Annotated in this window: 19 protein-coding genes; 15 read left to right on the forward strand and 4 right to left on the reverse strand. The window is 65.5% G+C overall.

The window, feature by feature from the left end:
• Nucleotides 1–106: 106 nt before the first annotated feature.
• The 8 genes from ACQ4WZ_RS10300 to ACQ4WZ_RS10335 all read left to right on the forward strand — a co-directional run bounded on the left by ACQ4WZ_RS10300 (nt 107) and on the right by ACQ4WZ_RS10335 (nt 10,226).
• Nucleotides 107–1,243, forward strand: coding sequence for an AgaS family sugar isomerase (locus tag ACQ4WZ_RS10300; RefSeq protein ID WP_436573326.1), 1,137 nt, complete (start codon nt 107–109; stop codon nt 1,241–1,243).
• Nucleotides 1,230–2,183 (forward strand): ROK family protein, encoded by a 954-nt coding sequence (locus ACQ4WZ_RS10305; RefSeq protein ID WP_436573327.1) that lies wholly within the window; start codon nt 1,230–1,232, stop codon nt 2,181–2,183. The genes ACQ4WZ_RS10300 and ACQ4WZ_RS10305 overlap by 14 nt, the downstream gene beginning before the upstream one ends.
• Entirely contained in the window at nt 2,183–3,526 is a 1,344-nt protein-coding gene (locus tag ACQ4WZ_RS10310; protein ID WP_436573877.1) for a D-tagatose-bisphosphate aldolase, class II, non-catalytic subunit, read from the forward strand. Before ACQ4WZ_RS10305 ends, ACQ4WZ_RS10310 begins: the two co-directional genes overlap by 1 nt.
• Before the next feature lie 35 nt (nt 3,527–3,561).
• Nucleotides 3,562–4,329 (forward strand): DeoR family transcriptional regulator, encoded by a 768-nt coding sequence (locus ACQ4WZ_RS10315; RefSeq protein ID WP_101481082.1) that lies wholly within the window; start codon nt 3,562–3,564, stop codon nt 4,327–4,329.
• A gap of 3 nt (nt 4,330–4,332) precedes the next feature.
• Nucleotides 4,333–5,427, forward strand: a complete 1,095-nt coding sequence (locus ACQ4WZ_RS10320; RefSeq protein WP_436573328.1) for an N-acetylglucosamine-6-phosphate deacetylase — start codon at nt 4,333–4,335, stop codon at nt 5,425–5,427.
• A gap of 38 nt (nt 5,428–5,465) precedes the next feature.
• On the forward strand, nt 5,466–7,259 hold the full coding sequence (locus ACQ4WZ_RS10325; RefSeq protein ID WP_436573329.1) for an MFS transporter: 1,794 nt from the start codon (nt 5,466–5,468) through the stop codon (nt 7,257–7,259).
• Nucleotides 7,260–7,467: 208 nt separating this feature from the next.
• A complete protein-coding gene (gene bcaP / locus ACQ4WZ_RS10330; protein ID WP_101481079.1) occupies nt 7,468–8,865 on the forward strand; it encodes a branched-chain amino acid transporter BcaP in 1,398 nt (465 codons plus the stop codon).
• Nucleotides 8,866–8,939: 74 nt separating this feature from the next.
• On the forward strand, nt 8,940–10,226 hold the full coding sequence (locus ACQ4WZ_RS10335) for a DUF445 domain-containing protein (RefSeq protein ID WP_436573330.1): 1,287 nt from the start codon (nt 8,940–8,942) through the stop codon (nt 10,224–10,226).
• Between the two features lie 7 nt (nt 10,227–10,233).
• Here the strand turns inward: ACQ4WZ_RS10335 and ACQ4WZ_RS10340 are convergent, their stop codons facing one another.
• Entirely contained in the window at nt 10,234–10,506 is a 273-nt protein-coding gene (locus ACQ4WZ_RS10340) for a hypothetical protein (protein WP_436573331.1), read from the reverse strand.
• Between the two features lie 357 nt (nt 10,507–10,863).
• On the opposite strand from ACQ4WZ_RS10340, the gene ACQ4WZ_RS10345 reads away from it, so the two are divergent.
• The 7 genes from ACQ4WZ_RS10345 (at nt 10,864) to ACQ4WZ_RS10375 (ending at nt 20,906) form a co-directional block, all read left to right on the forward strand.
• Nucleotides 10,864–11,769 carry a GGDEF domain-containing protein gene (locus ACQ4WZ_RS10345; RefSeq protein WP_166674801.1) on the forward strand — a complete coding sequence of 302 codons (906 nt, stop codon included), beginning with the start codon at nt 10,864–10,866 and terminating at the stop codon, nt 11,767–11,769.
• Between the two features lie 60 nt (nt 11,770–11,829).
• Nucleotides 11,830–12,333, forward strand: a complete 504-nt coding sequence (locus ACQ4WZ_RS10350; protein WP_436573332.1) for a chemotaxis protein CheW — start codon at nt 11,830–11,832, stop codon at nt 12,331–12,333.
• Between the two features lie 52 nt (nt 12,334–12,385).
• The gene (locus ACQ4WZ_RS10355) at nt 12,386–13,444 is read left to right on the forward strand and encodes an HD domain-containing phosphohydrolase (protein WP_133991851.1); all 1,059 of its coding nucleotides are present in this window, start codon (nt 12,386–12,388) and stop codon (nt 13,442–13,444) included.
• A gap of 14 nt (nt 13,445–13,458) precedes the next feature.
• On the forward strand, nt 13,459–14,604 hold the full coding sequence (locus ACQ4WZ_RS10360; RefSeq protein ID WP_436573333.1) for an FIST signal transduction protein: 1,146 nt from the start codon (nt 13,459–13,461) through the stop codon (nt 14,602–14,604).
• Nucleotides 14,601–18,149 (forward strand): PAS domain S-box protein, encoded by a 3,549-nt coding sequence (locus ACQ4WZ_RS10365; RefSeq protein WP_436573334.1) that lies wholly within the window; start codon nt 14,601–14,603, stop codon nt 18,147–18,149. Before ACQ4WZ_RS10360 ends, ACQ4WZ_RS10365 begins: the two co-directional genes overlap by 4 nt.
• A gap of 62 nt (nt 18,150–18,211) precedes the next feature.
• A complete protein-coding gene (locus ACQ4WZ_RS10370; protein ID WP_436573335.1) occupies nt 18,212–20,029 on the forward strand; it encodes a PHA/PHB synthase family protein in 1,818 nt (605 codons plus the stop codon).
• Nucleotides 20,030–20,060: 31 nt separating this feature from the next.
• On the forward strand, nt 20,061–20,906 hold the full coding sequence (locus ACQ4WZ_RS10375; RefSeq protein ID WP_133991859.1) for a universal stress protein: 846 nt from the start codon (nt 20,061–20,063) through the stop codon (nt 20,904–20,906).
• 5 nt (nt 20,907–20,911) lie between these two features.
• Here the strand turns inward: ACQ4WZ_RS10375 and ACQ4WZ_RS10380 are convergent, their stop codons facing one another.
• From ACQ4WZ_RS10380 to ACQ4WZ_RS10390, 3 genes are read right to left on the reverse strand one after another with little or no spacing between them, the layout of a single operon-like run.
• Nucleotides 20,912–21,610 carry a VIT1/CCC1 transporter family protein gene (locus ACQ4WZ_RS10380; RefSeq protein ID WP_133991861.1) on the reverse strand — a complete coding sequence of 233 codons (699 nt, stop codon included), beginning with the start codon at nt 21,608–21,610 and terminating at the stop codon, nt 20,912–20,914.
• A 12-nt stretch (nt 21,611–21,622) separates the two neighbouring features.
• On the reverse strand, nt 21,623–23,020 hold the full coding sequence (locus tag ACQ4WZ_RS10385) for an ATP-binding protein (RefSeq protein ID WP_436573336.1): 1,398 nt from the start codon (nt 23,018–23,020) through the stop codon (nt 21,623–21,625).
• Nucleotides 23,017–23,694: a response regulator gene (locus ACQ4WZ_RS10390; protein ID WP_436573337.1), complete on the reverse strand. Its 678-nt coding sequence runs from the start codon at nt 23,692–23,694 to the stop codon at nt 23,017–23,019. The genes ACQ4WZ_RS10385 and ACQ4WZ_RS10390 overlap by 4 nt, the downstream gene beginning before the upstream one ends.
• Nucleotides 23,695–23,792: the final 98 nt, after the last annotated feature.

Genomic DNA, 23,792 nt, shown 5'->3' on the forward strand with positions numbered 1-23,792 from the left:
ATTATTTCGCAAGCCGAAAAACAATTTACTTTCGTTTTGCTTTCGTATTTGACTTTTCGAAATTTAGTATTTATGCTTTCTCCAACAAACACTTTACTGACACTCCATGACTACCCTACTTCAGCGTGACATTCAAACCTGGCGCGACATCGGCGGCCTGCACACGGCCGAGGAAATCGCCCACCAGCCGGCCATCTGGCGTGCGCTGGCCGGCATTTTGCGCGGCGAGCAGGCCAGCCTGGCCGCCTTCCTGGGCGACGCACTGTCCAATCCCGTGCAGCGCGTCATCCTGACGGGCGCCGGCAGCTCGGCCTACGTGGGCGAAATCGTCGTCGACACCTTGAATGCCGCCTGGCCCGCGCAGATCCGCGCCATCGCCACCACCACCCTGCTGACGCACCACGAGCTGTACCTGGAAGCGGACGCGCCCACCCTGCTCGTTTCGTTTGCCCGCAGCGGCGACAGCCCGGAAAGCCTGGCCGCCGTGGAATTGCTGCGCCAGGTCGTGCCTGGCGCGCGCTTCCTCAACATCACCTGCAACGCGGACGGCAAGCTGGCGCGCCAGGGCGCCAATGACAGCAATACCTATAACCTGCTGATGCCGGAAGGCAGCTGTGATCGCGGCTTCGCCATGACCAGCAGCTTTAGCAGCATGCTGCTGGCGGCCCTGTCGGTGCTGGGCAAGGGCACGGACCTGACCCGCCTGGAGACGCTGGCGCAACTGGGCGAACAAGCCTTGCGCGACTGGTCGGCGCCTGTGGCGGACCTGGGATCAACCCCGGTGCAGCGCGTCGTCTACCTGGGCAGCGGTCCGCTGGAAGCGCTGGCCAAGGAAGCGGCCCTGAAGATCCTGGAACTGACGGGTGGCCGCGTGATGGCGATGGCGAATACCCCTTTGGGTTTCCGCCACGGCCCGAAATCGGCCGTCACCACGGAGTCGCTGGTGATACTGCTGCGCAGCAGCAAGCCGCTGGCGCGCCAGTATGAAGATGACTTACTTAAAGAGCTGCAGCGCGACAGCGTGGCACAGACGTGCCTGACGGTAGGCATCGGCGGCGACCTCTCGGCCGATGCGCCGGCCTGGCCCGATGCGTGGCTGGCCCCGCTGTGGCTGCTGATGGCGCAGCAATATGCGCTGCACCAGTCCGCGCTGCTGCAACTGCGCCCCGACAATCCATTTGCCGGCGGCATCGTCAACCGTGTCGTGCAGGGCGTCACCATCTATGGCCATGACCAATTCTAACCCTACCGCGGGCTACCACGGCATCGACATCGGCGGCAGCAAGATGGAGCTGGTGGCCTTTGCCGACCGCGACGGCACGCTGACGGAAATGTTCCGCGAACGGGTGGCCACGCCCGGTGACGATTTTGCCGCCTTCGTGCAAGCCATCGTCGACCTGGTAGCGCGCGGCGACGCCGCCCTGGGCACGGCGGCGCCTGTCGGCATCGGCTTGCCCGGTGTGATCGACAGCGCCAGCGGCCGGCAACTGAGTTCCAACGTGCCCGCCCTGAACGGCCGGCTGGTGGCGCAAACCCTGCAACAGGCCTTGCAGCGCCCGGTTGCCATCGGCAACGATTGCCAGTGTTTCGCCCTGTCCGAAGCGCAAGGCGGCGCGGCCGAGAATGCCGCCAGCATGTTCGGCGCCATCCTCGGCACGGGCGCCGGCGGCGGCTATTGCGTGGGCGGCCAGCTGCTGCGCGGCTTTAACGGCGTGGCCGGCGAATGGGGCCACTGGAGCCTGCCCGCCACCCTGCTGGCACAGCACGGCCTGGCAGAATACCCCTGCCCGTGCGGCAAGACGGGTTGCCTGGAACGCTACGTCTCCGGCCCAGCCATGAGCAAAATCCACGCGCATTTCGGCGGCGACGGCGCCGAGCCGCTGGCCATCGTGGCCCGGGCCAACATGGGCGATGCCGTGGCCGAACGCACGGTGGCCGTGCACCTCGATGTGCTGGGCCACGCGCTGGCCAGCCTGGTGCTGGCCTACGATCCGCACGTCATCGTGCTCGGTGGCGGCCTGTCCAAGCTGCCCCACCTGTACGACAAGCTGCCGGCCGCCGTCAAGCGCCATCTGTTCCCCGGCGTGCACGTGCCGCCCATTTTGCCGCCCCGCTTTGGCGACGCCGGCGGCGCGCGCGGCGCGGCCCTTTTGATACGACAACATACAAAGGCGTCAACATGATGAAGCAAGTGGAAAACCCGACCTTTACACTGTCCCCCATCCAGCAAGTGATCAAGGCGCACCGCCGCGGCGAACGCGTGGGACTGTACGCCGTCTGCTGCAGCCACCCGAGCGTGCTGCGCGCCGCCATGCGCGTGGCCAGCGACTACGACACCGTGCTGCTGGTCGAAGCGACCTCGAACCAGGTCGACCAGTTCGGCGGCTACACGGGCATGACGCCGGCCGTTTTCCGCGACACCATGCTGGCACTGGCGCGGGAACAGGGTTTCCCGACCGAGCGCCTGGTGCTGGGCGGCGACCATCTTGGCCCGAACGCCTGGCAGCACCTCGATGCGGCCACCGCCATGGACCACGCCGAGACCCTGATCGCCGCGTATGCGTCGGCCGGTTTCCATAAAATACACCTCGATTGCAGCATGCGCTGTGCCGATGACCCTTTGCAGCTCGACGATGAAACCGTGGCCGCCCGTTCGGCGCGCCTGTGCATCGTCGCCGAAGCGGCCGCCGCCGCCGCCGGCTTCGCGCCGCCCGTCTACGTGATCGGCACGGAAGTGCCGATACCCGGCGGCGAAGCATCGCTGGCGCAGGCCGGCGCCGTCACCAGCCCGCTTGCCGCGCGGCGCACCCTGGACGTGCACCGCAGCGCCTTCCTGGAAAATGACTTGCACGGCGCCTGGCGCCGCGTCATCGCCATGGTGGTGCAGCCGGGCGTTGATTTCGATCAAAGCAGCATCCAGCACTACGATGCGCCTGCGGCCGCCGAACTGTCGGCCTTTGTTGCCGAGCAGCCTGGCCTGGTATTTGAGGCCCATTCCACCGACTACCAGCGCGAATCGGCCCTGCACGCCATGGTGCGCGACCATTTCGCCATCCTGAAAGTGGGTCCGGCCGCCACCTTCGCCCTGCGCGAGGCGCTGTATGCACTATGCCAGATCGAGGAGGAACTGCTGCCGGCGCACGCCACCTCGCGGCTGATGCAGGTACTCGACGACGTGATGCTGGCCAAGCCGAAGAACTGGATCAAGCATTACCTGGGCACGCCGGAAGAACAGCGTCTGATGCGCCGCTACGGCTTGAGCGACCGTTGCCGCTATTACTGGGGCGAGCCGGAAGTGGCAGCCACCGTCGACAAGCTGCTGGCCAACCTGGACGCCTTGACGATTCCGCTGCCGCTCCTGAGCCAGCATTTGCCGGAGCAGTACCTGGCTGTGGTGCAGGGCAGCTTGAGGGCGGAGGCGCCGGCCTTGATCGAGCACAAGATCGGCAGCCTGCTGGCGCAATATGCGCGTGCCTGCAACCGCAATACGGCAGTCCCCGTCGTTGCCGAAGCGGCAATCTGTTAAGCTCGATATTTTCATTTTTTACTGAGCCCGCCACCATGCGAAATACCAGCCAACGCCGTGAATCCATCCTCCAAATGCTTACCCAGCAGGGCTCGGTGCAAGTAACCGATCTGGTGGAAAAACTCGGCGTGTCTGCGGTCACCATCCGCAGCGACTTGAATGCGCTGGAAGCGCAAGGCATGGCCACACGCAGCCACGGCGGCGCGACCCTGACGCGCACGCCGCCGCCCGAGCATACGATACGCCAGAAGGACGCCATCAACCACGAGCAAAAGGAGCGCATCGGCGCCTATGCGGCGCGGCTGGTGGAACCGGGCGACAACATCATCATCGACTCGGGCACCACCACCATCTCGCTGGCGCGCCATTTGCGCGATGCAACCGGCGTGACGGTGGCCACGAATGGCCTCAACATCGCGTGGGAACTGGCCGACGCGCCCGGCGTGGACCTGATCCTCACGGGCGGCCTGCTGCGCAAGCAATCGCTGTCGATCCAGGGCAGCCAGGCGGAAACCTGTTTGCAAGCCTACAGTTTCGACAAGCTGTTTTTGGGCGTGGACGGCTTCGACCTGCAGTTCGGCGTCACCACCCACCACGAAGCGGAAGCGAGCCTGAACCACAAGATGGTGGAACGGGCCAAGAAAATCATCGTCCTCACGGACGCCTCCAAGTTCGGCCGCGTCAGCCTGCACCGCATCGTGCAGCTGGACCGCGTCGATACCGTCATCACCGATGCCAGCATCAGCCAGGAATACCGCGAAGGGCTGCAAAAGCTGGGCATCGAACTTTTTATAGCGGAATAACACATGCTGAGCGGCAGAATCCTTACCCCATCTGGCTGGATCACGGGCACCATCACTTTTGACCAGCGTATCGTTCAGATACAAGAAGACCCTGCCGCCGACAGCGCGCTGACCATTTTGCCCGGCTTTATCGACCTGCACGTGCATGGCGCGGCCGGCGTCGACATCATGGAAGGGGGCGACGCGGGCGCCACCGTGGCGCAAGTGCATGCGCGCCACGGCACCACCGCCCTGCTGGGCACCACCCTGACGGCCAAGGAACCCTCGATCCTGCGCGCCCTGCAAGGTCTGGCCGGCGTCATCGCCGAGCGCCCGGCCAACGGCGCGCGCATGCTGGGCGTGCACCTGGAAGGACCTTTTTTAAACCTTCACCGCCTGGGCGCGCAGCCGCCCGACGTAGTGCAAGCCAGCCTGGCGCTGGTGCAGCGTTTTCACGCCATCGCCCCCATCAAGGTACTCACTATGGCGCCGGAAATCCCGGGCCACATGGAACTGATCCCGCAACTGGCGGCGATGGGCATCCGCGTGCAGATCGGCCATAGCGCCGGCACGTATGACGAAGGCGTGGCGGCCCTGAAAGCCGGCGTCGCCGGCTTTACCCACCTGTACAACGGCATGACGGGCATGAGCCATTACGACCCGGGCATGGTGGGCGCCGCGCTCGCGCATGCCGAGTACGCGGAAATCATCCCCGACCTGCAGCACGTGGCCAAGGGCGCCCTGCGCGCGGCCCTGCGCGCCATTCCGCGCCTGTACGGCGTGACGGACGCCACCTCGGCCACCGGCATGCCCGATGGCGAATATGGCCTGGGCACGCAGCGCGTCTACAAATGCCTGGGCTGCGTGCGCCTGGCCACGGGGTCGCTGGCAGGCAGCGTGCTGACCATGGACCAGGCCCTGCGCAATTTCGTCGAGCTGGGCCTCGACCTGGCCGACGCCTCGAACCGCCTGTCGCTGTACCCCGCCGATTACCTGGGCGAATCCGAACGGGGCCGGTTGGCGCCCGGCGCCTGGGCCGATATCGTTGTCCTCGATACCAACTTGCAGCCAGTGTCCGTCTTCGTCGAAGGCGCGGCCATCGATCTTTCCACCCGCTAGACCACCTCAACCTACCTCAACCCCGTCACGGAGTTTTCATGCACGACACGTTACACAAGGCCCCCGTGTGGGCCATGCGCTACCTGCTATTCATTGCCGGCATGGGGGGATTGCTGTACGGCATAGACATCGGCATCATCGCAGGCGCCCTGCCCTACCTGGAATCGACGGCCTCGGTGGCGTGGAAGCTGACGGCCCAGCAGCTGAGTTTTATCGTCGCCGCCGTGCTATTGGGTTCAGTCCTTTCTTCGCTGTTCGCCGGCGCCCTGGCCGATCTCCTCGGCAGGCGCTGGGTGATGTTCCTGGCCGGCGCCCTGTTCAGCGCCAGCATTCCCCTGATCGCCCTGGCCGATGGCTACACGCCACTGCTGCTGGGCCGTCTGCTGCAAGGCATCAGCGGCGGCTTGATCGGCGTCGTCGTGCCCCTGTACCTGGCCGAATGCCTGCCCGCGCAACAGCGCGGACGGGGCGCCGCCCTGTTCCAGCTGCTGCTGACCATCGGCCTGGTAGCCGCCGCCCTGATCGGCCTGCAGCAGGCGCAGACGGTGGAAACGGCCACGCAAGCGGCGCAAGCCTTGCCGGAAGCGGGCCGCATCGCCGCCATCTTCACGGCCAAGGACCACGCCTGGCGCAGCATCTTCTGGGTCTGCCTGACGCCGGGCCTGGTGTTTACCATCGGTGCCCTGCTGCTGGCCGAATCGCCGCGCTGGCTGGCGCAACGCGGCCGCATCGAACAGGCGCGCCAGTCGCTGCTGCGCACGCGCCTGCCCGCCGTTGCCGACCTGGAGCTGCGCGAAATGCTCGATACCCCCGAAAATGCGGCCAAGGCCAGCGGAAACGGCAAGGCGAAGGACCCGCTGCTGAGCCGCCGCTATGTGCTGCCCTTCCTGCTCGCTTGCCTGATCCTGGCCTGCACGCAGGCGACGGGCATCAATTCCATCCTCGCGTATGTTGTCAACATCCTCAACCAGGCGGGGCTGTCCGGCGCCTCGGCCAACATGGCGGACGTCCTGCTGAAAGTACTGAATGCCGTGATGACGGTGGTAGCCGTGCTGCTGGTGGACCGCAAGGGCCGCAAATTCCTGCTGATGCTGGGCACGGGCGGCATCGTCGTCTCTCTGCTGGCGGCCGGTTTGCTGTTCCGCGGCGCCGAAGCGCATCTGGTTGACGTGCGCCCCGCCATCGCCACCCAGGTGCAGAACGACGCCCTGGCCTTGCGCCTCGATGTGGCCACCTTGACCGCCCTGGGCGCGGCGGCCGACGGCACGCCGCAGCAGCTGACCATCGCCTACGCCTACGGCCCGTTCACGAATGTGAAAAGCCTGCGCAGCGATGATCCCGTGCTGCGCCAGGTCAGCATCGCCCGCGAAGACGCCGTACAGGCCGACAGCGTGATCGGCGTGTTCTTCCGCAAGCTGCACCTGAACCCGTTCGCCGACCCGGCCGCCGGCCGCGAAGCGCCGCTGCGCATCGAGAAGGCCAGCCTGGGTCCCGTGCCCTCGTCCACGCACGGCTGGCTGGTGGCGATCGCCATCTGCGTGTTTGTCTCCAGCTTTGCCGTGGGACCGGGCGTGTGCGTGTGGCTGGCCCTGTCCGAACTGATGCCGACCCGTATCCGCTCGAATGGCATGAGCATCGCCCTGCTGGTGAACCAGTTCGTCTCGACGGTGATCGCCGCCATCTTCCTGCCGACGGTGGGCTTGCACGGCTATTCGACACTGTTCTTCTTCGGCGCCGGCTGCACCGTGCTGTACTTCCTGGCGGCCGCGTTTTTGCTGCCCGAGACCAAGGGCAAGACTCTGGAAGAGATCGAAGCCCATTTTGCAAAATAGCAAAATAGATAAATAAAGTAGTCTCCTTTACAGCCCCGGTCCATCATCCCGGGGCTTTTTTTTGCCTGCCAGACAAGCTTGCAGGCGGGCAGGCACGGCACAGTACAGTTTTCCTTCTGGAATGCGCGCCGCCTGGGCTAGAATCTGGCTGCGTCGTGCTACTCACGAGGCGGCAATGGCGCCATGACAAAAACTACCAGGAGACACAGTGAGCTTATTTAGAACCAAGAATTTGGATGACATGATTGCCCACAGCAAGAAGCCGGGAGGACTGGCCAAGGTGCTTGGGCCCTTCGACCTGGTGCTCATGGGCATAGGCGCCATCGTCGGCACAGGCATTTTCGTGCTCACCGGCACGGGTGCGCTGACGGCCGGCCCCGCCCTCTCGCTGTCATTTGTCGTGGCCGCCGTCGCCTGCTGCTTCGCCGCCCTGTGCTATGCGGAATTCGCCTCCACCGTGCCCGTGGCCGGCTCCATCTACACCTATAGCTATGCGACTTTGGGCGAGCTGGCCGCCTGGATGATAGGCTGGGACTTGCTGCTCGAATACGGCCTGGCCGCGGCCGCCGTCTCCGTCGGCTGGTCCGGCTACTTCCAGTCGCTGCTGTCGGGCTTTGGCATCGCCCTGCCTGCGGCCCTGACGGCCGCGCCGGGCGCGCTGCCGGGCGTCACCACCTTCATCAACCTGCCGGCCCTGGTCATCATGCTGCTGCTGACGGCCATGCTGGGCTGGGGAGTACGCGAATCGGCGCGCCTGAACAACATCATGGTGGCCATCAAGGTGGGCGTGGTGCTGCTGTTCATCATTTTCGGTGCGCGCCACGTGCAGCCGGCCAACTGGCAGCCCTACATGCCGTTCGGCTACCACGGCATGCTGAGCGCCGCCGCGCTCGTGTTCTTCGCCTTCATCGGCTTTGACGCCGTCACCTCGGCCGCCGAGGAAGTCAAGAAACCATCGCGCGATTTGCCGATCGGCATTATCGGCTCCCTGGCAGTGTGCGCCGTGCTGTACGTGGTGGTCTCGGCCATCATGACGGGCATCGTGCCGTATCAAAAATTCCTCGGCGTCGACCATCCCGTCTCGCTGGCCCTGCAATACGCGGGCGAAAACTGGATCGCCGGCTTCGTCGACCTGGGCGCCATCCTTGGCATGACGACCGTCATCCTGGTGATGGCCTTCGGCCAGACGCGCATCATCTTCGCCATGTCACGCGACGGCTTGCTGCCAAAGCGCCTGTCGACCGTGCACCCGCGCTTCCACACGCCGTTCTTCGCCACCTGGCTGGTCGGCATCGTCTTCGGCCTGATCGCCGCCGTGATCCCGCTCAATATCCTCGCCGAGCTGATCAACATTGGTACTTTGGCCGCCTTCACCATGGTCTCCGTCGCCGTGGTGGTGCTGCGCAAGAAGCGTCCCGACCTGCCGCGCGCCTTCCGCTGCCCCGGCGTGCCCTATGTACCGGCGCTGGCCGTGATCCTGTGCGTGGGCCTGATGACCTTCCTCAGCTGGGTCACCTGGATGGCCTTCAGCATCTGGCTGGCGATCGGCCTGGTTATTTACTTCGGCTACGCGCGCCGGCGCTCGCTGCTGCACCCGCCGCAGTAAAAGTCCCTGCAGCGACATATTCTGTCGCTGTCCCAGTTAAGATGGCGGTCTCGCAGCAATACAGGCCGCCATCCATGCAACGTTCCCCCGACCTCATCAAACAACTGGACCAGAGCACGGACCAGCTCAAGCGCGCGCGCCTGCGCAGCATGCAGTGGCTGGCCGTCGGCTTGCTGCTGCTCGCAGCGCTGGTCTTCGCCGTGGCCCGTTCGCAGCGCGGCAGCCATCCCGCCTGGGGCTATGTGGAGGCATTCGCCGAAGCGTCTATGGTGGGTGCGATTGCCGACTGGTTCGCCGTGGTGGCCCTGTTCCGCCACCCGCTGGGCATCCCGCTGTGGCATACGGCCATCATCCCGAACAGCAAGGCGGACATCGGCCGCAGCCTGGGTGCCTTCGTGGAAAACCATTTCATTACCGAACAAGGCATCGCCGAACGCATCGTGCAGGTCGATCCTGCCGCACGCCTGGGCGCCTGGCTGGCCCAGCCTGCCCATGCGCAGCAGCTGGGCATGGCCAGCGCCGGCGTCGCCAGGCAACTGCTGGCAATGGCCGACCACGAAGCACTGGGCCGGCTGCTGCGTGTACAGGCCAGCAACTACCTGGGCCAATTGAATGTATCGGAGGTGGCGGCGGACTGTATCGACGCGCTGATCGCTGACGGCAAGCCGCAGGAACTGCTGGACTTCATGCTCGACCGCAGCGCCGCCTACCTGGACGACGAGCGCCACCACGCCGCCATCGGCGATTTCGTGCTGGGCGCCTTCCAGATCGAAAACACGCTGGTGAAAAAAGCCGTGAAAGCGTATGAGCCGCGCATGATCGCCTCGCTGCAAAAATTTGCCCTCGCCGTGCGCCTTGATCCGCAGCACCCGCTGCGCCAGCGCATCGCCGGCTGGATCGCCGACAGCGCCTTGCACCTGAAGGCCGACCCGCAGTGGCAAGAGACCGTGCGCCGCTACCAGCTGCAGCTGATCGCCAGCGATACGGTGCAAGCGATGCTGGGCGACGTCTGGAACAACCTCAGTACGCGCTTGCTGGCCGACCTGCACGCGGCCCAGCCTGTGATGGCGCAAGCCATCGCCAGCCTGGCGCGCAACACGGGCCAGGTGCTGGCCGCGGATACGGCTGCGCGGCAATGGCTGAACGACGCCATCGTCACCGGCAGCGGTGCGCTGGTGCGCCGCTACCGTGGCGAAGTGGGCGCCTTCATCGCCAGTCGGCTGGACCTGTGGAGCAAGGAAGAAATGAGCGAGCGCATCGAGCTGGCCATCGGGCGTGACCTGCAATTCATCCGCATCAACGGCACCATCGTGGGCGGCCTGGCCGGCTTGCTGATCTACGCCGCCAGCCAGGCGCTGTAAGCGCCACCTACCAGCCGTGCACGCTGCCAGCCGCGGCCGCGCACGACACCACGCCGCACACGGTGCTGAACAGCTTCGGCACGCCGGCGTGCCCCGTGGCGATGCAAGTCGCGGCCGGTATCACGGCCAGCAACAAGATCAGACAGGCGATCGCCTTCAGGCGCCGCGACGCTGAACGGGAGACGCCATCGCCCAGCCTGTGCCGATGGGGAGCGCTGCCGGATGCCGGCCCGCCCTTGTACACCACTGCCCTGCCCCTGACCGGCATCTTCGTACGCATGTCCATCTCCTCCATTTACAGTGACTGACCTGTATCCCTGGTATTTTGCTGCATAAATTTACCAAATACAATAAATATATACCCGAAAAATACAATTTCCTTTGCCGACAGGCAAACGAATACTGGGAAAATACAGCTGCCCGGAGAGTGAAATGACGACCGATACGCTGGCAAGGCGATCAAGAGCGGGATTTTGTCGCGTGCAAAAAAACCAAATAAAATCATGAAAATCAAAATATTTGTTGAAATCAATTTTATTTGATGTATGATGATTTCCAAGGAGAAATCAAAGTGGTGCAACAGCTATCGCAGCCTCGACCACCCGGCATCTCCGTATTCTTTGCAGGGGAGAAGTACATGAACCAAATCCTGGCCTTGCGCCTGCTCGACGTCGCCGACGATGCAGCCATCATCATCGATGCCGCTTCACGCATCCACTATGCCAATGATGCCATGTATGCGCTGAGCGGCTATGACGCAGGCAGCCTGCCGGGCCAGCAGATCGAAACGCTGCTGCCTAACGCCGTGCGCGAGCAGCATGGCGAGCAGATCGGCGCCTATCTGGCCGGCAGCTGCAAGAACCCCAAGGTGCTGGGCAACAAGCGCCATTTCGCCATTCGCCATCGCGATGGCACGATGCTGCCCATCATGCTCAAGGCCATGGATCTGGGCAAGCTGGATAATGAAAACTACATGGGCGCTTTCTTCATCGACCAGCGCCACGAACGCGCCATCGAACTGCAGAACGCGGCCCGCTGGCAGCAGTTGCAGCGCATCGCCCTGAGCGATCCCCTGACTCACCTGCCCAATCGCCGCGCCTTCGAGATAGACGCCGTGCGTTCGTCCACGCGGGCCAGGCGCGCGGGTAGTCCGATGACCATCGGCATCGCCGACATCGATTTCTTCAAGCTCGTCAACGACCGGCATGGCCACGCCGCCGGCGACGCCGTGCTGCAAGCCATCTCGGCCGTGCTCCAGAGCCAGGCGCGGGCATCCGATGTCGTCGCCCGCATGGGCGGCGAGGAATTTGGCCTGCTGTTTCTCCATACAGACATGGTCATGGCGCGCCAGGTGGCCGAACGCATCCGCCTTGCCGTGGCCGAAACGTGCGTCGACTTCGAGCACACGCCCATCACGGTGACGATCAGCATCGGCCTGGCGCCGCTGCCTGCAGACGGTGACTGGAAAGCCGGCTTCATGCAAGCCGACGCCGCCCTGTACCAGGCCAAGAGCAATGGCCGCAACCGCATCGAGCAGGTTTGAGCATCACCCGGTAACCCTCGCAGTTTCATGCATCACGCATCACCTGACAGGAGCAAGCACATGGAAACCACCACAACACATGCCGCGGCAGCAAGCCAGCTGGCGCAAGCGGGCGCCCGGGAATTGCTGGTCTTTGGCCTTGGCAATGAGGAATACGCCATCGACATCGGCCTGGTGCAGGAAATCCGCGGCTACGGCGCCGTGACCCGTATCGCCAATGCGCCCGCCTTCCTCAAGGGCTTCATCCACCTGCGCGGCAGCATCGTGCCGCTGATCGACCTGCGCATTGCACTGGGCCAGGCCGCGCCCGCATACGACGCCTCGACCGTGGTGATCATCCTCATCTTCGCGCATGGCGCCACCGGCATCGTGGTCGACCGCGTGGCCGATGTGGTGCCGTTGATGCCGGCACAGCTCAAGCCCCCGCCGCAGTTGCACGGCTCGGCGATGGCCGGCCATGTAACGGCCATCGGCAGCCTGGATGAACGGCTGCTGATCGTGCTCGACATGGACAGCCTGCTGTCAGGCTTGGGCATGCCCGCCACGGGCAAACTGGCTGCCTGAGGCAGCCATCGCCATCCCGGCCGCCACCTGACAGCCATCCTCCGGAGACAATATGAGCATCCTGATCGTCGATGACAACGACACCAACCTGAGCCTGCTATCGACCCTGGCGCGCAAGGCCAGCAGCATCGAGCCCGTCTGCATGAACGACCCCATCGATGCGCTGACCTGGTGCGAGTCGCATGTGCCGGACCTGGTCTTGCTCGACTACCGGATGCCCAGCCTGTCGGGCAATGAATTTCTCAGCATTTTCCGCAAGATGCAAGGCATGGCCGACATCCCCATCATCATGGTCACCACCGAGAACGACCGCGCCGTGCGCAAGCAGGCATTTTCGCTCGGTGTCACGGAGTTTCTCACCAAGCCCGTCGACACCATCGAGTTCAGCCTGCGCGTGCGCAATCTGCTGGCCCTGCGCACAGCGCAAACCATGCTGGCCGACCGTGCCAAGCTGCTCGAGCATGAAGTGAGCGAGGCCATCGCCAACGTCACGGCGCGCGAGATGGAACTGGTTACGCGCCTGGCGCGGGCGGCCGAATTCCGCGACCCTGAAACGGGCGCTCACATCATGCGCATGGCCCGCTACTCGGCGCTGATCGCCAGGAACCTGGGCATGGATGCGCAATGGCAGGAACTGCTGCTCAAGGCAGCCCCCATGCACGACGTGGGCAAGCTGGCCACGCCCGACCATATCCTGCTCAAGCCGGGGCGACTGAACCACGAGGAAATGGCCATCATGCGCCAGCACGCGGAAATCGGCGGCCAGATCCTCGCCGGCAGCGATGCGCCGCTGATCCGCCTGGCCGAGGAAATCGCCCGCAGCCACCATGAAAAATACGACGGCAGCGGCTATCCGGACGGCCTGGCGGGCGAACAAATACCACTGTCGGCGCGCATCGTCGCCGTGGCTGACGTCTTCGACGCGCTCAGTTCGGAACGCCCGTACAAGCCGGCCTGGCCAGTGGAGCAAGCGTACCTGTTCCTCCAACAGAATACGGGCAGTCATTTCTGCCCGCGCTGCATCGACGCCTTCCTGGGCGCCTGGGACGAGGTGCTCGATATCCGCAGCAGCCTGCCCGACCCCGTCCAGCATCACGCCCACCCACTGTAAGCGAGGACCCTGCCATGCGCGTGCAACAACTGATCCTGAAAAATCGTGCCGATATCGATGCCGCACTGGCACCCCTGGCCGCCATACAGCCGCAGCTGGTGCTTGTCTTTGGCGCCTGCGCCTATTTCTCCACCCCGGAGCTGACGGCGGCGCTGCGCCGCCAACTGCCCGGCGCCGTTATCGCCGGCTGCTCCACGGCCGGCGAGATCGCCGGCAAGCGCGTCTATGACGACAGCTGCGTCATCACCGCCATCGCCTTCGCGCACACGGCGGTGGCCATCGCCGACGCCATTATCTGCGACATGGCGGACTCGCACGATGCGGGCGAGCGCCTGGCGCAGGCGCTGCCGCAGGAAAACCTGACGGCGGTCTTCATGCTGGGCACGGGCGTGGCCATCAACGGCAGTGCCCTCATCGCTGGCCTGCAGGCGAATCTTCCCCCGGGCGTCACCATATCCGGCGGGCTGGCCGCCGACGGCGGCGCCTTCCGCCAGACCTGGACCCTGGGTCCACGCGGTACGGCCGACAATACCATCATCGCCGTCGGCCTGTACGGCGAGCATATCCGCCTCGGCTACGGCAGCCATGCGGGATGGGAAGCGTTCGGTCCGGCGCGCAAGGTGACGCGCTGCGTCGACAACGTGCTGTATGGGCTGGATGGCGCGCGGGCGCTGGACATCTACAAACTGTACCTGGGCGACTATGCGCGCGACCTGCCGGGTTCGGGCCTGCTGTTTCCGTTTGAAATGCTCACGGCGGCGCATGAAAAAAGCAATGTGTTTCGCACCATCCTCGCCGTCGATGAAGAACAGGGTTCGCTGACACTGGCCGGTGACATCCTCGCCGACGGCTACCTGAAATTAATGCATTCCAGTACCAACCGGCTGATAGACGGGGCCGAAACGGCCGCGCACAGCGTCCAGCTCCACGCCGATGCGGTGGGCGACCAGCTGGCCCTGCTGGTCAGCTGCGTGGGGCGCAAGCTGGTCATGGGCGACAGTGTCGAGGAAGAGGTCGAAGCGGTGGCCGACGTACTGGGCAGCGGTGCCACCTGTATCGCCGGTTTCTACTCGAACGGCGAAATCGGCATCACGCAGCCGCATGGCGCGTGCCAGCTGCATAACCAGACGATGACCGTGACCGTGCTGAGCGAAGCATGAACCGTACCCTTGCCCGCCAACTGAGCCGCGTCTGCAATATCGACTCGGAAAGCGCCTGCATCGCCTTGCTGGAACAGGCCCAGGCCTTAGGGGCGCAAGCCGGCACGCCCCCCGAACTGGCCGCTTTCCTGGCCGGCCTGCCGGCCCTGCTGCTGCGCATCGACAGCGCCTACGAACAGTCCGAACGCGACCTGGACTTGCGCTCGCGCAGCCTGGAGCTGAGTTCGACAGAACTGAGCATGACCAACGATCTGCTGCGCACGGAACTGGCCAGCCGCAACCGCGTCCTGCAATCGCTGCGCGTGGCAGCCGTGCACCTGCTCGACAACGACGATTCCGGCCAGCACCTGCCGCAGGAAGGCGATATCGAAGGCCTCTCGGTGCTGCTCGCCGAGCTGGTGTCGCAACAGGAACTGCGCCGCATCGAACTGCAGAACCAGCGCTTTGCGATGGACCAGCATGCCATTATCAGCATTACCGACACAGCCGGCGTCATCATTTACGTCAACGACAAGTTCTGCGCCATCAGCGGGTTCGTGCGCGAAGAGCTGATCGGCAAGACGCACCGCCTGATCAATTCGCGCACGCATCCTGACGCCTTCTTTGCGCAGATGTGGCAAACCATTACCGCCGGCCAGGTGTGGCACGGGGAAATCTGCAACCACGCCAAGGATGGCGGGCAATACTGGGTCGACGCCACCATCGTGCCCTTCCTCGATGCGGCCGGCAAGCCCTATCAGTACATCGCCATCCGCACGGAAATCAGCGAAAGCAAGCGCATGGCCGAAACCATCGCCAAAAGCGAGCGCGAATATCGCAACGTTGTCAACAGCCTCAATGAAGTGGTCTTCCGCACAGACCTGGACTGCGCCTGGACCTTCCTGAACCCCGCATGGCACACCATCACCGGCTTCAGCGCCGCCGACAGCATGGGCAAGAATGTCCTGCAATTCATCGATGCGCGCGACCGGGAGCGCGCCGGCATCGGCCTGGCACAGCTTCTGGCAGGCCAGGTGGACACGATGCGCCATGAAGCGCGCTACGTCACCAAGGACGGCAACGTGCGCTGGGTCGACGTGTGCGCACGCGCCGAACGCGATGGCCAGGGACGCCTGGCTGGCATCACCGGCAGCCTGACCGATATCACCGAACGGCGCCTGGCGGCGCGCGACCTGCAGCACAACCTCAACTTCGTCGATGCACTGATCGAGACCATCCCGATTCCCCTGTACCTGAAGGATGTGCAGGGCCGCTACCTGCGCGCCAACCGCGCCTTTTGCGCCTTCTTCGATCTCGCTCAAACGGACATCCTGGGCATGACGATGGCCGACATCCTGCCGCAGCAGGGGGCGCAGCAAGTGATTCTGCACGATTGCCACCTGCTGCAGGACCAGGGCAAGCAGACGTTTGAAGACCGCCTGACCATCGGCACGCGCCAGGTCGATGTCCTGTTCAGCAAGGCGGCCCTGCTGAAGTCGGACGGCAGCCTGCTCGGCCTGGTGGGCACCATAGTCGACATTTCCAGCCAAAAGGCGGCAGAGCGCGCGCTGTTGCTGGCCAAGGAAGTGGCCGAATCGGCCAGCCGCTCGAAGAGCGAATTCCTGGCCAACATGAGCCACGAAATCCGCACGCCGATGAATGGCATCCTGGGCATGACGGATCTGGTACTCGATTCCGAACTCGACGTGCACCAGCGCAAATACCTGGAAATCGTCAAGGCTTCGGCCGACGCCCTGCTGTGCATTATCAACGACATCCTCGATTTCTCGAAGATCGAGGCGGGCATGCTGACCCTGGAAAGCATTCCTTTCAATCTGCGCCAGCTGATGCAGGAAACCATGCGTGCCCAGGCCATGCGGGCCCAGGCCAGGGGCCTGGAACTGGTGCTCGACGTCGATCCCGCGCTGCCGCAAACCTTGCTCGGCGACCCTGGCCGGCTGCGCCAGGTGCTGACCAACCTGGCGGGCAACGCCATCAAGTTCACGCCGCGCGGCGAGGTGACTGTCAGTGCCCAGCTGCGCGCCTGCGCCGATGGCATGGCCCAGGTGCAGCTGTGCGTGCGCGACACCGGCATCGGCATCGCCGCCGACATGCAGGAGGCCGTCTTCGATGCCTTCCAGCAGGAAGACGGTTCGACCACGCGGCGCTTCGGCGGCACGGGACTGGGCTTGTCGATCACGCGCCGCCTGGTGACGATGATGGAAGGCAGCATCGGCCTGTCGAGCGAACTGGGCAAGGGTAGCAGCTTCACCGTGGATCTGGCCCTGCCCATCGGCGAGAATCAGCCGTGCCTGCCGCCGCCGGCTGCCTCGCTGGCGGGGCGGGCGATCCTGCTGGTCGACGACAATTCCAGCAGCCTGACCATCCTGCGCAAGATCTTCGAGCACAGCGGCGCCAGCGTCACCGCCTGCGAGTCGGGCGAGGCGGCGCTGGACCACTGCCGCACCGCCCTGCCGGCCGACTGCATCATCATGGACTTTGCCATGCCCGGCATGAATGGCTTCGACACGGCAGCGGCCCTCGCCGCCCTGCCCCACTGGAGCCAGGTGCCCATCGTCATGCTGTCCTCCAGCGGCAGCCTGGGCGACGCGGCGCGCTGCCGCGAACTGGGCATCCAGGGCTACCTGCTCAAGCCGGCCAGCCCCGAGGAATTGCTGGCCATCACCATGAGCGTGCTGGGCACCTGCCGCGGCATGCCCAGCGCTGCGCCCGTGGTGACGCGCCATTCCGTGCGCGAAGGCACGTCCAGCCTGGACATCCTGCTGGTCGAGGACAACGCCATGAACCGCGAACTGGCCACCGTACTGCTGTCCAATGCGGGCCACCGGGTCACGCATGCGGCGAACGGCCGCATCGCCCTCGATTGCCAGGCGGCAGCCCATTTCGACATGATCCTGATGGACCTGCAGATGCCGGAAATGGGCGGTTTCGAAGCCACCGCGCAGATACGCCAACGCGAAGCGCAAGGCATGCCGAAGAGCGTCATCATCGCCATGACGGCCAGCGTCTTCGAAGGCGACCGCGAACGCTGCATCGCCGGCGGCATGGACGATTACCTGTCCAAGCCTTTCCGCACCGCCGCCTTCCAAAGTCTGATCGAGCAGCATGTGTTGCAGATAAGCAAGTTTACGCTGCCGCCCGCCATGGCGCCGGAAGTGGCAGCGCCGGCCACCGGCAGCGCGCCGCGCTTCGACTACGCCGCCGCGCTGGCCAACGCCGACGCCGACGTGATCGGCATCATCGGCGCCTCCTTCCTGGCCGGCTTGCCGGAGCAGCTGACGGCCTTGCGCGCAGCCATGCTGGCGGGCGACCGGCCCACCGCGAGCCGGCAGGCACATACCCTGGCTGGCTTGCTGGCCAACTTCCATGCCCTCCCCGCCGTCGCCATCGTCGCAGCCATCGAGCGCGAAGCAGCCCAGGCCCCGCAAACGGCGTTGCTGGCGCGCCTCGATGCGCTGGAGGAACAGTTGCGGCTGTTTATGCAGGAAACGGGCGCGGCCATCGCGGCGACAGGCGGGACACTGCACGCATCCGGGCAAACTTGATGTAGATCATAATTTTTTGAACAAGCTCTTGCTATCCTGTAAAAAAATGACAGGAGTCCTGGATGAGCAAGACGCAGCCGAGCAATGCGGAGCAAAAAGTTGAACATGAGCGCCAGGGCAGCGCCTGGCAAGGCGTGCCGGCGCCCGACTATCCGGAGAGCGCACCGGAAGGTGCCACTCTCGACCTGCTGCTAAACGCCTGGCTGGGCAAGTTCACGGGCGGCATTTCGCCGGCCGCGCTGGGCAATGCTTATGCCGACTGGCTCAGCCACCTGGCACTGGCGCCATCGAAGCAGCTAACCTTGCTGCAGGAAGCGTGGAAGAAGATCGGCCGCTGGCAGCAGTACGCGCTGCAATCTGCGCTGCAATCGGCCCAGACCGGCAGCGCCAGTGAGCCGCCTTGCATCGCGCCGCTGCCGCAGGACCGGCGCTTCGAAGACCCGGCCTGGCAGCGCTGGCCCTACAACCTGGCCTACCAGGGCTTCTTGCTGCAGCAGCAGTGGTGGCACCGCGCCACCACTGGCGTGCGCGGCGTCTCGCCGCATCACGAAGATGTCGTCACGTTCACCGTGCGCCAGTGGCTCGACATGCTGGCGCCGTCGAACTTCATGCTGACCAATCCCGTGGTGCAGCAGGCAACCCTGGCGAGCGGCGGCGCCAACCTGGCGAATGGCGCACGGCACCTGGCCGACGACTGGCGCCGCGCCGCCATGGGCGCGCATGCGCCCGACCAGCGCAGCTACAAGGCAGGCGACAACGTGGCCGTCACGCCCGGCAAGGTGGTCTACCGCAATGACCTGATCGAGCTGCTGCAGTACGCGCCAGCGACAGCGACCGTGCATGCCACGCCCCTGCTGTTCGTGCCGGCCTGGATCATGAAATACTACATACTCGACCTGTCGCCGCACAATTCGCTGGTGCGCTACCTGGTGGAACAAGGCCACACGGTGTTCATGATTTCATGGAAAAATCCGCTCGAAGAAGACCGCGAGCTGTCGCTGGAAGACTACCGCCAGCTGGGGGTGATGGACGCGCTCGACGCCGTTGCCCGCATCACGGGCGCGCCGCAGGTGCATGCGGCCGGCTACTGCCTGGGCGGTACCCTGCTGGCGATTGCCGCAGCAAGCATGGCGCGCGACGGCGATGCGCGCCTGGCCAGCCTCACCATGCTGGCGTCGCAGGTGGACTTCAAGGAACCGGGCGAACTGTCGCTGTTCATCGACGAGAGCCAGGTGAGCTTCCTGGAGGCGGCCATGTGGAAGCAGGGTTACCTCGATACGCGGCAGATGGCGGGCGCCTTCCAGCTGCTGCGTTCGAACGATCTGATCTGGTCGCGCCGGCTGCGCCATTACCTGCTGGGGCTGGACGAGCAGGACAGCGACCTGATGGCCTGGAATGCGGACGCCACGCGCATGCCCTGCCGCATGCATGCGGAATACCTGCGCCGCCTTTTCCTGCACAACGACCTGGCCGAAGGCCGCTACCGCACGGCAGGCCGCCATATCGCCCTGCCGGACATCGACGCGCCCATCTTTGCCGTCGGCACGCTGACGGACCACGTGGCGCCATGGCGCTCTGTGTACAAGCTGCAGCTGCTGACCGACACGGACGTCACCTTTTTGCTCACCTCGGGCGGGCACAATGCAGGCGTGGTCTCGCCACCGGGACAGGCGCGCCGCAGCTACCAGCTGGCCACGCACGCCCACGACGCGCCCTACATCGACGCGGACAGCTGGCAGCGCGACACGACGCGTCACGACGGTTCATGGTGGCCTGCCTGGCAAGCCTGGCTGGCAGAGCGCTCGGGCGCGCAGGTGGCGCCGCCAGCGATGGGCCCAGACTTGGGCGACGCGCCGGGCAACTACGTGCTGCAGACTTGACAACCGACTTCAGACAACCGAGGAAAACGCCATGCCCTACACTACCCTGCTGGTCCACGTAGACAATTCCCGCCACTGTGCCCAGCGCATCCGCCTGGCCGTACGCCTGGCCGTCGCAGAAGGCGCCCACCTGATCGGTTCGGCCATGAGCGGCATCTCGCGCTATGCGTATGGCGGCGGCGTCAACGCGCTGCAATTTGCGCCGGCGCAGATGCAGGCGCTGCGCAGCCAGGCCAGCGAAGCCCTGCACGAATTCGAGCGCATCGCCCGCGAAGAAGGCCTGGGCACCTACGAAACGCGCTTCGTCGACGACGACGCGCAAGGCGCTCTGCTGCTGCAGGCGCGCTATTGCGACTTGCTGATCCTCGGCCAGACCGACGCGCAGGATACGCCGTCGCGCGTCATCGCCGGCACGCCCGAATACCTGATGCTCCATTGCGGCCGGCCCGTGCTGATGGTGCCGCACGCCCCGTCCGCCGCACTATCGGGCAGCGCGCAGCATCCCCTGCTGGCCTGGAACGGCAGCGCCGAAGCGCTGCGCGCCATCACGGACGCGCTGCCGCTGCTGCAACGCGCGCAGCAGGTCAGCCTGGCCGTCGTCAATTCGCACGCCCAGCCGGCCGCGCACGGCGAGCAGCCGGGTGCCGACCTGGCCCTGTACCTGGCGCGCCACGGCGTCAACGTCGAAGTGCTGCAGCATGACACGCCGCCTGGCCAGGACGTGGGCACGGCCCTGCTGGCGATGGCGGCGCAGCGGCGCTGCGACCTGGTGGTGATGGGCTGCTACGGCCACATGCGCCTGCGCGAGACGCTGCTGGGCGGCGTCACGCGCACGGTGTTACAGGAGATGACCTTGCCGGTGCTGGTATCACACTGACAGCATCACGCGACCGTGGCGCCGAACAGCGCCCCGATGCCCGATGCCGCCGCCATCGACAGCGCGCTCCAGAACACCACGCGCAGCACGCCCCGGCCCAAGCGCGCGCCGCCGGCCCTGGCCGCCAAGCCACCGAGCAGCGCCAGAAATAGCAGCGCGGAAGCAACGATGGCCGGCGCCAGCATGGGCATGGGCGCCAGCAGCACCACCAGCAGCGGCAACGCCGCGCCGACGGCAAAACTGAGCGCCGAGGCCAGCGCCGCCTGTAGCGGGCGCGCGCGCATGCTTTCGGTGATGCCCAGTTCATCGCGCGCATGCGCGCCGAGCGCGTCGTGCGCCGTCAGGGCCCTGGCCACTTGCGCGGCCAGCGCCGGTTCCAGGCCGCGCGCCACATAAATGTGCGTCAGCTCGTGCAGCTCCCCCTTGGGATCATCGAACAGTTCGCCGCCCTCGCGTTCCAGCGCCGCCTGTTCCGTATCGGCCTGCGACTGCACCGAGACATATTCGCCCGTGGCCATCGACATGGCGCCCGCCACCAGGCCAGCCACGCCGGCCACCAGGATGCTGTCGTGCGTGGCGTGCGCCGCCACCACGCCCAGCACCAGGCTGGCCGTCGAAACGATGCCGTCATTGGCGCCCAGCACGGCGGCGCGCAGCCAGCCCACGTTGTCCATCCGGTGAAACTCGCGGTGTCGCAATGGCATGGTCAGCCTCCTTTATTCATGAATGGGCGCGCCGGCGGGCGCGGGGAAGTGCACCGTCACCACCAGGCCCGCGCCATACGGTCCGGCGGCCAGCTGCACGCTGGCGCCATGCGTTTCGGCGATGCGCCGCACGATCGACAAGCCCAGGCCGCTGCCTGGCTGGTGCGCGCCGGCGGCGCGGAAAAAGCGTTCGAACACGCGCTCGCGCAACTGCTCGGCGATGCCGGGCCCCGTATCGCTCACGCGCAGCAGCACGCCATCAGCCTCGGTGCGGCAGGCCAGCATCAGCGTGCCGCCGGCCGGGGTATAGCGCATGGCATTGTCCATCAGGTTGCGCACCAGGATCAGGACATGGTCCAGCTGCAGGCGGCACGGCGCCGTGGCCAGGTCGGCCCGCAGTTGCAGATCCTGGCGCTGCGCCTGCGCCATCCAGCCAGGCAGCTGTTCGGCCAGCACGGCGGCCAGGTCCAGGACGGGCAGGTCGGGCGGCGGCTGCGACTGCGGGTCGAGCCGGGACAGGGTCAGCAACTGCCCCACCAGGCGCGTGGCACGGTCCACGCTCAAGCCCAGGCCCGTCACGGACTCGCTGCGTTCCGCATCGCTGCGCGCGCGCTGCAACACCTGCAGGTTGGTCTTGATGGCCGCCAGCGGCGTGCGCAATTCATGCGCGGCATCGGCCGTGAAGCGCTGCTCCTGCTCGCGCGTCTGGCGCACGCGCACGAACAGGCGGTTGATGGCCTGCAGCAGCGGCTGCACTTCCAGCGGCGCGCCCGTCACGCTGACACTGGCGAGATCGTCGGGCGTGCGCTGCGCCACTTCATCGGCGCTACGGCGCAGGGCGCGAAACACGCGGTTGATGCTCCACCAGATGGCCAGCGCCGCCAGGGCCGCCATCGGCAAGCCGATGGCCAGCAACTTCAGGGCGAAGCGGCTGCTGATTTCCTGGCGGTGGCTGGCCGGTTCCGCCACCTGGATCTGCAGCTGCGCGTCATGATTCCAGCTCGTGTAGATGCGCCACAGCTGGCCATCGTTGTCGTGCCAGCTGTAGCCGACATCGGCCGGCGCGGCGAACGCCTGGTCCGGCGCGCCGGCATTCTTGTACAACAGGCGCCGCTGCGCATCCCACACCTGAAACAGCAGATACTGGCGGTGGTTGCGGTTCTGCGCCACCGGCATCACCAGCGACGTGCTCGCGCCATGTTCCTGCACCTCGTGCTCGGCCAGGGAGAGCAGCAAATGCCCCGTCTCGGCCAGCGACTGGTCGAACAGTTCCTGGCTTTCGCGCCCCGCTTCCAGGTACACGATAGCGGCGCTGAAGCCCCATAAGGTGAACGTCAGTCCCAGCAACACGGCCAGCAGCGTGCGCCGCAGCGACCATGCGCCGGCGGCGCGCAGGGCGCGCGTCGTCATGGACACTCCTGGGTATCGGGTTTGTCGATGCTGTAGCCGATGGCATGCACGGTGCGGATCAGCGCCTTGCCCAGCTTGCGCCGCAAATGGTGGATATGTACCTGCAGCGCGTTGCTGTCGACTTCCTCGCCCCAGCTATAGACGCCTTCTTCCAGCTGCACGCGGCTCAGGATGCGCCCGCGCTGCTCGACAAGCATCAGCAGGATGCTGAACTCCTTGCCCGTCACTGGCACCGCCACGCCAGCCTGCCGCACCTGGCGGGCGGCGACATCGATGACGATATCGCCATGCACGAGTTCTTCGTGCGTGCGCCCGGCCGCGCGGCGGCAGGCGCTGCGCATGCGCGCCGCCAGCTCATCGAGGTCGAAGGGTTTGACGATGAAGTCGTCGGCGCCCGCATCCAGGCCCGTCACGCGGTCGGCGATCTGGTCGCGCGCCGTGACGATCAGGATCGCCCCGTCGTAACCGCCGCGGCGCAGGGTCGCCAGCGCCTGCATGCCATCCTCGCCCGGCAGGGACAGGTCGAGCAGCAAACAGCCATAGCGGTGCAGGCGCACGGCCATATGCGCGCTTTCAGCCGTCTGTACCCAGTCGACCGCATAGCCGGCCTGCTCCAGCCCCATCTGCGTGGCGCGCCCCAGCTGGGGGTCGTCTTCTGTCAGCAATATGCGCATCGTGGCTTGTCCTGTCTGGATGTCGTGTCCGGCTGTCGTGTCCGAATTTCATGCTGGCAGCGTAGGCGCCGGACATTAAGAACTTCTTAACATCTGCT

This window comes from Janthinobacterium darwini (assembly GCF_051380905.1).
In the GTDB taxonomy this organism is placed as follows: domain Bacteria; phylum Pseudomonadota; class Gammaproteobacteria; order Burkholderiales; family Burkholderiaceae_D; genus Janthinobacterium.